This window comes from Bradyrhizobium sp. USDA 4474 (assembly GCF_054057515.1).
Genome location: NZ_JBSRZJ010000002.1, coordinates 5,352,447 through 5,365,642, shown reverse-complemented (window position 1 = coordinate 5,365,642; position 13,196 = coordinate 5,352,447). Strand labels below are relative to the sequence as shown.

Here is a 13,196-nt window from a genome sequence, read left to right as displayed (position 1 = left end):
GCACGATGCATCGATGCGGAAGACGTATCAATTGAAGCTTGGGCGCGCAATGACGTCCACGCATGACGACCACGCGCCACTCGACAACAGCGCACCCGGCTGCAACACTCCATGCAAGATCAAAAAGGAGGAAACGATGACGATCAACCGGCGCGATCTGGCTCTCTCGAGTTTCGCCATCTCCGCGCTTGCGCTCTCGAAACCGGCGCTCGCCGCCGCAGGGGAGGAAGAGGCCGTGGCGAAGCAGGTCGAGGCCTTCCGCCTCGCCCAAATCGCGGCCGACCGCAAGGCGCTCGGCGCGCTGTGCTGGGACGAGCTGAGCTACAGCCATTCCAGCGGCAAGGTCGAGGACAAGGCGACCTTCATCGCCAATGCCACCGACGGCAAATCAAAGTTTCTCTCGATCGAATACAAGGACCCGACCATCAAAGTCGTCGGCCCCGCCGCGATCGTGCGCTTCCACTGGATCGCGGAACAGGAAATGGCGGCCGACGGGAAAAAAGTGCCGACCAATCTTCACATCCTGATGAACTGGCAGAAGCAGGGCGAGGAGTGGAAGCTCCTGTCGCGCGCAGCGACGAAGCTGTGATCGACGGCATTGCGGCAAGATTCCGGGCTCGCGCCACGCGCGCCTCGGAATCACGAGAACGGCCCTTACGCCGCCTCCCTCACGTCCCCATTCACCAGCTTGCGCGCGGCACGCTCGGCTTCGCGGGCGTTGCGGAAGAGCTGGCCTTCGAGCCGGTTGAATTGGTCAGACGAGGCGAAGAAGCAGTAGCCGCCCTGGCCGCGGACCACGATGCCCGCGGTCTGCGAATTCACTTCGATGATATAGCTGTCCGGCATGTCCCGTAGATTCCTCAGTGCGGGCAAATAACGGCATGTCTGCCCAAAGGTTCCTAGGGCAAATCAACCGGTTTTCCTCCCGAATCGACGGCCTATTGAGTACGCCGGGACCTCATCCGTTTTATGACTGGTTGTTGGCGAAGGCGCGACGCGTTGACTCACTCGCGCCGCCTTTCCTGACACTGCACGTCTTCATGAGATGAGACAGAGCGCCGCATGCGATCATGTCGCGATCGGCGGATCGCTGCGCTGGATCGCTTGCGGGTGGCCGTTGTCGTCGATCGAGACGTAAGTGAAATTGCCGTCGGTCACCAGGATCGGCTGCAACTCGCGGCGCCGCAGCGCCCACGCTTCGAGATGGACGGTCAGGGAGGTCCGGCCGACGCGCACGAGGGTGGCGTAGACCGAGACGAGATCGCCGACATAGACGGCCTTGCGAAAGTTCATCGCGTCGATCGCGACGGTGACGGTGCGCGACTTCGCAGTCTTGGAGGCAAAGACGCCGCCACCAACGTCCATCTGGCTGAGCAGCCAGCCCCCGAAAATGTCGCCATTGGCATTGGTATCGGCGGGCATCGCCAGCGTGCGGATGCAGAGATCGCCGCTGGGCTCGGTCTCCGACTTTTCGGTCATGCGGATCTCACCTGAAATTGTCCCAGCCCGGATCGGGTGCGAAGCGGCCGCCGAATCGCTCGGCCAGCGCGCGCATGGTCGATACGACATTTTCCGTGCCGCGCGCACGTGCATAGTTCAGCGGCCCGCCGCGGAACGGCGCATAGCCGGTGCCGAAGATCATTGCGCCGTCGACAGCGTCGGGGTCGTCGACGATGCCTTCGCGCAGAGCGGCGACGCACACATTGGACATCGGCAGCACCAGGCGGTCGATCATCTGGTCGGTTACGCCAGGACCGGTCTCGGGCAAGGGCGCCTTTTGCGCCTTGCCGTCCTTCCAGGTGTAAAAGCCCTTGCCTGTCTTGCGGCCAAGTTCGCCCTTTGCGACTTTGTCGCGCAACCATGCAGGCGTGGGTGGCAGCAGGTCGCCAAATTTGCTGCGCAGCATGTCGCCGACGTCGAGACAGATGTCGAGCCCAACCTGGTCGGCGAGTTCGATCGGTCCCATCGGCATGCCGAACTTTTCGGCAGCTGCATCGATCAGGCGCTGGTCGATCTTCTCGTCCAGCATCACCATCGCTTCCAGCATGTAGGGCGTCAGCGCGCGGTTGACGAGGAAGCCGGGCGAACTCTTCACCTGTAACGGCAGGCGGTCGATCGCGCCGACAAAGGCGAGCGCTTCTTTCAGAACTTGCGCGTCGTTGCCATCGTGGCTGACGATTTCGACCAGTTGCAACCGCGATACCGGATTGAAGAAGTGCAGCCCGACAAGGCGCTCCGGCCGCGAGAGCGTGGTGCGGAGATCCCCAAGCGGGATGCTCGACGTGTTGGTGGCGAGAATCGCACCCGGCTTCATCCTGGGCTCGAGGGCGGCATGGACCTTCTGCTTCAGCTCGAGCTTTTCCGGCACCGCCTCGATGATGAGATCCGCGTTGCGGACGCCCTCGCCGTCCATGTCAGGGATCAGGCGATCGAGCGCGTCGCGCACCTCGGTGGCTTTTCGGATGATCTTGCCGTAGAGCTCGGCGGCGCGCTTCACGGCGCCGGCGATCGGCTCGGCCTTCATGTCGGCGAGCGAGACGCGCAGCCCCTGCCCCGCTACCCAGGCCGCGATGTCGCCGCCCATGGCGCCGGCCCCGATCACGTGGACGTGCTTGACCGTGTTGCCGGAGCCGGCGGACTTCTTCATCTGCTCGCGCAGGAAGAACACCCGAATGAGATTTTGCGCGGTCGGCGTCACCATCAATTTGGCGAACGAAACCTGCTCCGCCTTCAACATCGCAGCTTTGCTGCCGCCATGCGTCTCCCAGAGATCGATCAGCGCGTAGGGCGCGGGATAATGCTCGCGGGAAGCGGCCTTCGCCGCCTCCGAGCGCATGCGTTTTGCCAGCAGGCCGCGCACCGGACCGAAATTGGCGGCGCGCGTCAGGACCCCCGGACGCATCCGCTTCAGGCGCCCGAACAGCGCGTCCTTCACGGCGCCCTCGACATGGCGCTCCTGCGTCACGGTGTCGACGAGGCCGAGCGACTTGGCGCGGCGCGCATCGATGGTGCGGCCGGTCAGCATCAGCGTCATCGACTGCGTGGGGTTCACCAGCGCGGTGACGCGCGCGGTGCCACCGAGGCCGGGATGCAGGCCCAGCATCACCTCCGGAAAGCCGAAGCGCGCGCCGTCGATGGCAATGCGCGACTGACAGGCCAGCGCGACCTCGAGGCCGCCACCGAGACAGAAGCCGTGAATGACCGCGACGGTCGGCAGCTTCAGCGCCTCCAGATGGTCGATCACCGCATGTGCGGCACGAATGCGCGTCTCCACCGCCTCCGCATCGGATGCGCCACGGAATTCGTTGACATCGGCACCGGCGATGAAGCCGGACGATTTTGCAGAGCGGATCACCAGGCCCGCGGGGCGCTCAGTCTCGATCGCCGCGAGCACGGCGTCGAACTCCTCCATCACGTCCGAAGAGAGCGTGTTGGCGCTTGATCCGGCGCGATCGAACAACAGCCAGGCGACGCCATCGGCACCGCGCGTCAGCTTGAAATGCTTGTACGGGCCGTCTGCCGCCGGCTTGGGCCCGAGCTCCAGCACGCGGTCGCCGAGCGCGGTCATGATCTTGGAATCCATGGTCACACCGCCTCGATCAGCATGGCACCACCGAGCCCGCCACCAATGCATTCGGTCGCAATGCCGCGCCGCGTGCCGAGCCGTTTCATGGCGTTGACGAGATGCAGCACGATGCGGTTGCCGGAGGTGCCGACGGGGTGGCCGAGCGAGATAGCGCCACCATCGACATTGAGTTTGTCGCGGTCGATCCGGCCGGCCGCGCCGTCGAGCCCGAGAATCTCGCGGCAGAATTTGTCATCGTTCCAGGCAGCGAGGCAGCCGAGCACCTGCGTCGCAAACGCCTCGTTCAACTCCCAGGTCTCGACGTCCTGGAGCGTGAGATTGTTGCGGGTCAGGAGCGGCGTCGCCGACATCACGGGACCGAGCCCCATGATAGAAGGATCGAGCGCGGCCCAATTGCTGTCGACGATGGCAGCCTTCGGCGTCAGCTTGTGTTTGGCCACCGCCGCGTCGGAAGCCAGGATCACCCAGGAGGCGCCGTCGGTGATCTGCGAGGAATTGCCGGCAGTGACCTGGCCCCAGGGACGCTCGAACACCGGCCGGAGCTTTGCCAGCGTCTCGGCCGTGGAGTCCGGGCGCACGCCGTCGTCATGGTCGAAGAATTTGCCGTCGCGGGAGAACGCGGTCTCGACCTCGCCTTTCAGAAAACCCGCATCTTGCGCATGCGCGAGACGGCGATGGCTCTCGGCCGCATAGGCATCCGATTGTGCGCGGGTAATGCCGAAGAGATAGCCGACCACTTCTGCGGTTTGGCCCATATTCAATTCCGTGACGGGATCGGTCAGTCCGCGCTCCAGCCCGATGATGGGCTTGAGATAACGAGGGCGAAGCCTGAAGGCTGCGGCGAGCTTCGCCGCCAGGCCCTTGGCGGTGGCGAGCCCTGCGAACCAGCGCACGCCGGAATTCGGCCAGACCAGCGGCGCGTGGCTCAACGCTTCGGTGCCGCCGGCCAGGATCATGTCGGCATGGCCTTCGCGGATATAGCGGTAGGCGGTATCGATCGACTGCATGCCGGAGCCGCAGTTGATCTGCACGGTGAAGGCGACCATGTCCTCGCCCATGCCGAGCCGGAGCGCGGCGACCCGGGCCGGGTTCATCTCGTCGGCGATCACGTTGACGCAGCCAAGGATGACCTGGTCGAAATCGTCAGGCGAAAATGGCTGGCGCGCCAGCAGCGGCCGTCCGCATTGCACGGCGAGATCGACAGGCGTGAACGGCCCTGGCCCCGAGCGCGCTTTGAGAAACGGCGTCCGGCTGCCGTCGACGATGAATACCGGTCGTGCCATCAGCTCGCCGCCCTCTGTTCACCAAGTTCCTGGAAGAACTGATGCACGTCGCCGGTTTTCTTGTAAATCGGCGACAGCGCCTCCGGCGCAAAATCGTCGACCTCGATCACTTTTGCCACGGCTTCGTGAGCGGAAGCGAGCTGCTCGCCCTCGGCCTGCGTGATCACGCCCTTGGCGACGGCTTCCTTCCAGTCGCGGATTTCAGCGACGCGCATGCGCCTGGCGACCGCGTCCGTGGCCGTCACCAGCTTGAACGCGCGCTCCAGCCGCGCAAAGCCGCCATCGTCATCGACATGAGCAAGATTCGGCGTGAGACGCTCGCGCGCGGCCGAAGGCTCCAGCACGATGCCGGCGCATTGGTGCACGACGCGGTCGGACGGGCCGAGCACGCGGGCGCCGAAGGGCTGGACCACGAGCTTGAGGATGACGGCAATGAAACGGTTCGGCAGGTTGGCAAGGATTTCGGCGAGCCTGACCTCGATGGTCCTGAAGCCCGTCGCCATGCACCATTCGAGCGCGGCAAAGTCTTCCTTCTGCCGGCCCTCGTCCTGCCAGCGTTTTAGCGCGGCGGAGAGCAAGTACAGCTCGGAGAGGATGTCGCCGAAGCGCGCCGACAGCATCTCCTTGCGCTTGAGCGCGCCGCCGAGCATCAGCAGCGCCACGTCGGCGCAAAGTGCGAATGCCGCCGAATAGCGCGAGAGCTGGCGATAGAACGGCGTGGCGTCGCCTGCATCGGGCGTAAGTGCGAAGGCGCCAAGGGTCCAGCTCGCACCGAACGCGCGGAACAGCGTCCGGAAACTGTGGCCGACATGCCTCCAGAATGCCTTGTCGAACGCGGTGAGCCCACGCTCGCGGTCGGTATCGGCCAACGCATTCATCTCGTCGAGCAGATAGGGGTGGGCGCGGATCGCGCCCTGGCCGAACACGATGAGATTGCGGGTGAGGATGTTGGCGCCCTCCACCGTGATGCCGACAGGCACGGCGCGGTGCAGATTGCCGAGATAGTTTTGCGGGCCGTCGATCACGGCCTTGCCGCCGTGGATGTCCATCGCGTCGTCGATCGCGATCCGCATCCGCTCGGTCGCATGCAGCTTCATGATGCCTGATATCACGGCGGGATGGACGCCGGCGTTCAGCGCCGCACAGGTGAGCCGGCGCGCCGCGTCGAGCTGGTAGGCAGTCGCCACGATGCGCGCGAGCGGCTCCTCGACGCCTTCGAACTTGGAGATGGAGATGCCGAACTGCTCGCGGATGCGGGCATAGGCGCCGGTGGTGCGGGCGGCATAGGCGGCGCCAGCGGCCGAGAGCGATGGCAGCGAGATGCCGCGGCCGGCGGCGAGCGCCGTCATCAGCATCTTCCAGCCTTGTCCCAAGCGATCCTGGCCGCCAATGACATAGTCGAGCGGGATGAAGACGTCGCGGCCCCAGTTCGGGCCGTTCTGGAACACCTGCATCGACGGCAGATGGCGGTGGCCGATCTCGACGCCGGGAAGATCGGTCGGGATCAGCGCCACGGTGATGCCGAGCTCTTCCTGCCGGCCCACGAGATGGTCGGGATCATAGGCCTTGAAGGCGAGGCCGAGCAGCGTGGCGACGGGACCAAGCGTGATGTAGCGCTTGTGCCAGTTGAGCTTGAGGCCCGTGACCTCGCGGCCCTCGAAGGTGCCCTTGCAGATGATGCCGGTGTCAACCATCGAGGCCGCATCGGAGCCGGCCTCCGGGCTGGTGAGACCGAAGCAGGGAATGTCGCGGCCATCGGCCAGGCGCGGCAGCCAGCGCTCCTGCTGTTCCCTGGTGCCGAAGCGCATCAGCAGTTCGCCGGGACCGAGCGAGTTCGGCACCATCACCGTGACGGCGGCCGCGATCGAACGCGTCGAGATTTTCCGCACCACTTCCGAATGCGCATAGGGCGAGAAGCCGAGGCCGCCAAATTCCTTCGGGATGATCATGCCGAAGAATTTTTCGCGCTTGATGAAGTGCCAGACATCGGGCGGCAGATCGCGCCATTCCCAAAAGATCTTCCATTCATCGAGCATGGCGCAGAGCTCGTCGACGGGACCGTTGAGGAAGGCCTGCTCCTCCTCGGTCAATGTCGCCTGCGGGATCTTCAGCAGCTTCGACCAATCAGGGTTGCCGGCGAAAAGATCGGCATCCCACCAGACGTCACCGGCCTCCAGCGCCTCGCGCTCGGTATCGGACATCGCCGGCAGCACGCCGCGCGCCCATGAGAAGATCGGCTTGGTCAGGGTGTCGCGGCGGAAGCTCATGGCGGACCTCATGCAACGGCGCTGATGTGGGCATTTTAGCGGAAAGTGGCCGGCGTGCGTGAACACTTCGCCTGAAAAATCATGCGAATTGACGCGGCCGGGCGGCCGCCCCGGCGCACTTAACGGCCAGGGTGCGGTGGCAGTTCCGGGTTACGGGCTCGCCCGGTCTAATCCGGCCGGACCATCTCGAACATGTTTTCCGGCTTGATCTCGAAATAATCGCCACGGCGGCCGGCGCGCACGATCGGGCGGGCAGCGGCCGTCTGGTAGACGCCGTCCTTGATCATGGCCTTGTCGATGTGGACGGCGACGACCTCGCCGAGGGTCAGCCAGGCGTCGGCCTCCCTGCCGTCGGCGCCCTTGAGGCGGACGATGTCGGATACCTTGCACTCGAAGGCGACCGGGCTTTCGCCGACGCGTGGCACATTGACGAGCTTGCCGGGGACGGCGGTGAGGCCCGCGATCTCGAACTCGTCGACTTCGGAGGCGACATGCGCGGCGGTCGCGTTCATCTGCCTGGCCAAATCCATGGTGGCGAGATTCCAGACGAACTCGCCGGTCTGCTTGATGTTCTCGACCGAGTCCTTCCAGTTTGTGGAGGAAAAGCCGATGATCGGCGGCACATAGCAGAACGCGTTGAAGAAGCTGTAGGGCGCAAGGTTGACGTGGCCCTTGGCATCGCGCGACGAGATCCAGCCGATCGGTCGCGGCGCGATGATGGCATTGAAGGGATCGTGCCTGAGGCCGTGGCCTTTGGCGGGCTCATAGAAGTGCAGGTCTTTGTCGGTCACGCGCTGCTTCCCTTTCGTCATTTGCGCGCGAAGCAATCCAGAATCCCTCGTCGGAGACAAGTCAGGATTGCTTCGCTTCGCTCGCCATGACGGAGTGTGTTGACGGGTCCTCGCTCGCCATCCGCCGTCGAGGGCGCCGCGAACCAGATTATAGGAGTAATCCCGCCGCCCGGTCAGTGGCGCGGCGACAGAGCCGCGATGACGAAATCGATCATCTGGTCGATCGAGGGGCCGGGCTTGGTGGCGCACTGCGCGATCATCTGGGGGTGGAAGAAACGCATCATGGCGGTGCAGGCACAGAGCGAGGCCAGTTGCAGGTCCGGTACCTCGAACTCGCCGGAGGCGGCGCCCTGCGCGATCATCTGGCCGATCACACCGGCAATGCACTCCATGTGGGTGACGCAGACCTCCCAGTCTTCCTGCATCGCGATCTCGACCATCTCGTGCAGCTTGTTGTCATCGACATATCGCTCGGTATTCATGCGGTTGATGGTGGTGAGCAGTTCGCGGAAGCGCGGGATCACCGCACCGGGCCTTGCCAGGATGCGCCGGGCCTCGAGCTCGACCTCGCCCATCAGGCCCCGAGCCACCGATTGGTGGATCGCTTTCTTCGATTCGAAGAAGCGATAGACGTTGGCGGGACTCATCCGGAGCTCTTTGGCGATGTCCCCGACCGTGGTCTTCTGATAGCCGATCTGGCGGAACAGCCGCTCGGCCACCTCGAGAATACGATCCCGGGTGTCGCCTTCGATATGTTCCGAAACCAGTGTCATGCGTCAGGACTCGTCCATTGCCAGTTTTCTCATTTATTCAGCCGCTTCAGCAAGCGGAATTGCGTGCTCGTCATCGCTCCCATGCTGCGGCGCGGCAGGCTGTTCCGCCGTACCGCCCTCGTCGAGGCTCTTCCTGAACCAGAGGGCATAGAGGCCCGGCAGATACAGCAGCGTCAGGAAGGTCGCGACGAACAGGCCGCCCATGATGGTGATCGCCATGGGGCCCCAGAAGGCCGAACGCGACAGCGGGATCATGGCGAGGATGGCGGCGAGCGCCGTCAGCACCACCGGACGGGCGCGGCGGACGGTCGCCTCGACGATCGCCTCACGCCGGGTCAGACCATGCGAGACGTCAGTCTCGATCTGGTCGACCAGGATGACCGTGTTGCGCATGATCATGCCGGCGAGCGCGATCAGGCCCAGCAGCGCCACGAAGCCGAACGGGGCGTTGGCGACGTTGAGGCCGAGGGACGCGCCGACGATGCCGAGCGGCGCGGTCAGGAACACCAGGAACAGGCGCGAGAAGCTTTGCAGCTGGATCATCAGCAGCGTCAGCATCACCATGACCATGACAGGGAAGAGGATGAAGATCGAAGCGTTGCCCTTGGCAGATTCCTCGAACGCACCGCCCGCCTCGATCCGGTAAGCCGGCTCGAGATGATCCTGAATCTGCTTCAGCTTCGGCGCAATCTGGCCAGTGACGTCGGGCGCCTGCACGCCGTCGACGACGTCGGAGCGCACGGTGATCGCCATGTCGCGGTTGCGCCGCCACAGGATCGGCTCCTCGTGGGAATATTCGATCTTGGCGATCTGCTGCAGCGGGACCGCGACGCCATTCTTCGAGGTGATGGTAAGATCGCCGACACCGCCCAGATCGAGACGTTCGGACGGAATCGCGCGGGCGACCACGCCGACCTTCTCGATGCCGTCGCGCACGGTCGTGACCTGTGCGCCCGAGATCAGCATCGACAGCGCCTGCGACACGTCCTGCGGGGTGAGACCCATGGCGCGGGCGCGATCCTGGTCGACGACCAGCTTGAGGTAAGGCGACTGCTCGTTCCAGTCGAGCTGGACGTCCTTGACGTTCTTGTTCTGCCGCATGACGTCGCGAACCTGGTAGGCGATCTCGCGCACCTTGTTGGCATCGGGGCCGATCACGCGGAACTGCACGGGGAAGCCGACGGGCGGGCCGAAATTGAAGCGGTCGACGCGGACGCGCGCCTCCGTCAGCATGCCGTCGGCAACTGCGCCCTCGATCTTGGCCTTGACCCGCTCGCGCGCCTCGACGCCCTTGGCGACGATGACGATCTCGGCAAAGGCCTCGTTCGGAAGCTGCGGGTTGAGGCCGAGCCAGAAGCGCGGCGAACCCTGGCCGACATAGGCGGTATAGGTCTCGATATCCTTGTCGTCCTTGAGCAACGTCTCGGCCTTCTTCACGGCCATCTCGGTGACGTTGAAGGCGGTGCCTTCGGGCAGGCGCAGCTGCAGGAACAGTTCGGGCCGCTCCGACAGCGGGAAGAACTGCTGCTGCACATGGCCGAAGCCGACGATCGAAGCCACGAAGACACCCACGGTCGCGACCACCACCGTGATACGATGATTGACGCACCATTGCACGACGGCGCGCAAGCCGCGGTACATGCGGGTCTCATAGACCGCATGCGGGTCATGATTGCGGTGAACTTTGATCTCCGGCAACAACTTGACGCCGATGTAAGGCGTGAAGATCACCGCCACGAACCACGAGGCGACCAGCGCGATCGCCACGATCCAGAAGATGCTGCCGGCATATTCTCCGACCGCGGAATTGGCAAAGCCGATGGGGAGGAAGCCAGCGGCCGTAACCAGCGTTCCCGTGAGCATCGGAAACGCAGTCGATTCCCAGGCAAAGGACGCCGCGCGCATGCGGTCCCAGCCCTGCTCCATCTTCACCACCATCATCTCGACCGCGATGATGGCATCGTCCACCAGCAGGCCGAGCGCGATGATCAGCGCGCCGAGCGTGATGCGGTGCAGGTCGAGCGACATCACGTTCATGACGATGAAGACGATGCCGAGCACGAGCGGCACCGACATGGCGACCACGATGCCGGTGCGCCAGCCCAGCGCCAGGAAGGACACGAACAGCACGATGACGAGCGCTTCCATGAAGGAGTGCACGAACTCGCCGACGGCGTGCTCGACCACCTTCGGCTGATCGGCGATCAGGCTGACGTCGACGCCCTGCGGCACCGCCTTCATGAACTCGGCCGTTGCCTTCTCGACCTCCTTGCCGAGCTCGAGGATGTTGGCGCCCTTGGCGGTGACGACGCCGATGCCGATGGCGGGCTTGCCTTCCTGGCGAACGATGAAGCTCGGCGGATCGACATAGCCGTGGGTGACGGTGGCGATGTCGCCGAGGCGGAACACGCGGCCGTTGCTCTCGACCGGGGTCTCGGCCACGGCCTTTGCGCCGTCCAGTGCGCCGGTGACGCGCAGCGGCACACGCTGCGACGAGGTTTCGACCGTGCCGGCCGGCGTGACGTTGTTCTGCTTGGCGAGCGAATCGAACAGCGCCTGTGGCGTGATGCCCAGCGTCGCGAGCTTGGCGTGGCTGAACTCGACGTAGATGCGCTCATCCTGGTTGCCGTAGACGTCGACCTTGGTCACGCCAGGAACCTTGAGCAGGCGCTGGCGGAAGCCTTCGGAGACCTTCTTGAGCTGGGCGTAATCAGCGCCGTCGCCGGTCATCATGTAGAGGATGGAGTCCACGTCCGAGAATTCGTCATTGACGACGGGTCCCAGGATTCCGGCGGGCAGCTGCCCCTGCACATCGACCAGCTTCTTGCGCAGCAGATAGAAAAGGTAAGGCACGTCCTTCGGCGGCGTGGAATCGCGGAAGGTCACCTGCAGCGCGGTGAAGCCAGGCTTGGAATAGGTCTGCACCTTCTCGAAGTAAGGCAGCTCCTGGATCTTCTTCTCGATCGGATCGGCGACCTGGGTCTGGATTTCCTGCGCGGTCGCGCCCGGCCACATCACCGAGACGTTGACCACCTTCACCGTGAAGAACGGATCCTCGGCGCGGCCGAGCTTCTGATAGGAGAAGAAGCCGGCGACGCCGAGCACCAGCATCAGGAACAGAACCAGCGTCGGATGGCTGACGGCCCAGGCCGAAAGGTTGAAGCGCTTCATCGCTCTCTCCGAAAAGTCGATCCAATTGCCAAAAACGACAGCCGCCCTGTTCAAGGCGTCGTCGCGAGGCAGCGAAGCAATCCAGGGGGCTGGGCAGGTTCTGGATCGCTTCGCCGCTTCAGCCCGTGCATTTGCGCGTCGGGCCGAAACTCGCCTTGCAACAACGGACGCGTAAACTCTAGAAAGACAGTGACGACACGACCCGCACCTTCTGGCCGGGATCGAGCTTCTGGACGCCGAGGGCGACGATCTTGGCGCCCTCGTCGACGCCACCGGTGATGACAACGTCGTTGCTGTCGTAAGCCTTCACCGCAACCGGCTTCAGCGTGACCGCACCATTGTCATCGACGACGTAAAAGGACGGCTTGCCGCCTTCGTTGAACAGTGCCGACAGCGGCAGCCGCGCGACACGTTCGGTGGCGGCGTCCGACAACGTCAACGTCGCGGTCATGCCGAGCGAAACCTTGTCGTCGGCTTCAGGCAGCGAAAACTTTGCGAGATAGGTGCGCGTCGCCGGATCGGCGGTGGGCGCGATCTCGCGCAGCTTGGCCGTATATTTCTTGTCCGGCTCCGACCAAAGAGTGACGCTGGCGACGCCCGACTTGGCGCGTGCAACCAGCGTCTCAGGGATCGCGACGACCGCTTCCTTTTCAGCAAAGCGGGCGACACGGATCGAAGCTTGGCCTGCGGCGACCACCTGGCCGGGCTCGATCAGCGTTGCGGTGACGACGCCACGGGCGTCGGCATTGAGCGTCGCGTAGGAAAGAGAATTCCGGGTCAGTTCGACCGAACGGATGGCGCGGTCGAGGCGCGCACGGGCCTCGTCGGCGGCAGCGCGGCTCGAATCCATCGCGGCATCCGTGGTCCAGCCCTTGGCCTTCAATTCCTTGGCGCGCTGCTCGGCGGCGGCGGCCTGGGCCAGCACGCCGGTGGCGGCGGTCTGCTCGGCGACGGCCTGCTCGGCCTGGAGCTTCAGATCGACCTCATCGAGGGTCGCGAGGGCCTGACCGACTTCGACGGTCTGTCCGACCTCGACCAGTCGCTTGTCGACTTTGCCCGCGACGCGGAAACCAAGGTCGCTCTCGATCCGGGGCCTGATCGTGCCGACGAAGCTGCGCTCCGGGGTCTCGGCATCAAAATGGGCAGTTGCGACCAGAACCGGCCGCGGAGGCTCGGCCTTTTCGGCGACGGTGTCATTGCACCCGGCCAGCGCAGCGGCCATCAAGGCCAGCGAGACACCCGCCAAGAGCCTGGAATAGCTGGACAAAACGGACCGAACGAACATCGGAGGACACTCCTGCGTCTGCAATGAGAGGAATGTCGAC

10 protein-coding genes are annotated in these 13,196 nt (G+C 64.5%); 1 reads left to right on the top strand and 9 read right to left on the bottom strand.

Going from position 1 to position 13,196, the window contains the following annotated elements:
- Positions 1–136 precede the first annotated feature (136 nt).
- Positions 137–589: a nuclear transport factor 2 family protein gene (locus ACVW16_RS26810; protein ID WP_456702012.1), complete on the top strand. Its 453-nt coding sequence runs from the start codon at positions 137–139 to the stop codon at positions 587–589.
- Positions 590–654: 65 nt separating this feature from the next.
- Here ACVW16_RS26810 and ACVW16_RS26805 read toward each other — a convergent pair whose 3' ends face one another.
- The 9 genes from ACVW16_RS26805 to ACVW16_RS26765 form a co-directional block, all read right to left on the bottom strand.
- On the bottom strand, positions 655–846 hold the full coding sequence (locus ACVW16_RS26805; protein WP_092227352.1) for a hypothetical protein: 192 nt from the start codon (positions 844–846) through the stop codon (positions 655–657).
- 222 nt (positions 847–1,068) lie between these two features.
- The gene (locus tag ACVW16_RS26800; protein ID WP_456737832.1) at positions 1,069–1,479 is read right to left on the bottom strand and encodes an acyl-CoA thioesterase; all 411 of its coding nucleotides are present in this window, start codon (positions 1,477–1,479) and stop codon (positions 1,069–1,071) included.
- A 7-nt stretch (positions 1,480–1,486) separates the two neighbouring features.
- Positions 1,487–3,583, bottom strand: a complete 2,097-nt coding sequence (locus ACVW16_RS26795) for a 3-hydroxyacyl-CoA dehydrogenase NAD-binding domain-containing protein (protein WP_456737831.1) — start codon at positions 3,581–3,583, stop codon at positions 1,487–1,489.
- Between the two features lie 2 nt (positions 3,584–3,585).
- On the bottom strand, positions 3,586–4,869 hold the full coding sequence (locus tag ACVW16_RS26790; RefSeq protein ID WP_456737830.1) for an acetyl-CoA C-acetyltransferase: 1,284 nt from the start codon (positions 4,867–4,869) through the stop codon (positions 3,586–3,588).
- Positions 4,869–7,136 carry an acyl-CoA dehydrogenase gene (locus ACVW16_RS26785; RefSeq protein WP_456738456.1) on the bottom strand — a complete coding sequence of 756 codons (2,268 nt, stop codon included), beginning with the start codon at positions 7,134–7,136 and terminating at the stop codon, positions 4,869–4,871. The genes ACVW16_RS26790 and ACVW16_RS26785 overlap by 1 nt, the downstream gene beginning before the upstream one ends.
- A 167-nt stretch (positions 7,137–7,303) precedes the next feature.
- On the bottom strand, positions 7,304–7,927 hold the full coding sequence (locus ACVW16_RS26780) for a flavin reductase family protein (RefSeq protein ID WP_456737828.1): 624 nt from the start codon (positions 7,925–7,927) through the stop codon (positions 7,304–7,306).
- Between the two features lie 173 nt (positions 7,928–8,100).
- A complete protein-coding gene (locus ACVW16_RS26775) occupies positions 8,101–8,700 on the bottom strand; it encodes a TetR/AcrR family transcriptional regulator (RefSeq protein ID WP_456702006.1) in 600 nt (199 codons plus the stop codon).
- A 33-nt stretch (positions 8,701–8,733) separates the two neighbouring features.
- Entirely contained in the window at positions 8,734–11,871 is a 3,138-nt protein-coding gene (locus ACVW16_RS26770) for an efflux RND transporter permease subunit (RefSeq protein ID WP_456737827.1), read from the bottom strand.
- A 178-nt stretch (positions 11,872–12,049) separates the two neighbouring features.
- Complete coding sequence (locus ACVW16_RS26765; protein ID WP_456737826.1) at positions 12,050–13,156, bottom strand: efflux RND transporter periplasmic adaptor subunit; 1,107 nt, start codon at positions 13,154–13,156, stop codon at positions 12,050–12,052.
- Positions 13,157–13,196 lie beyond the last annotated feature (40 nt).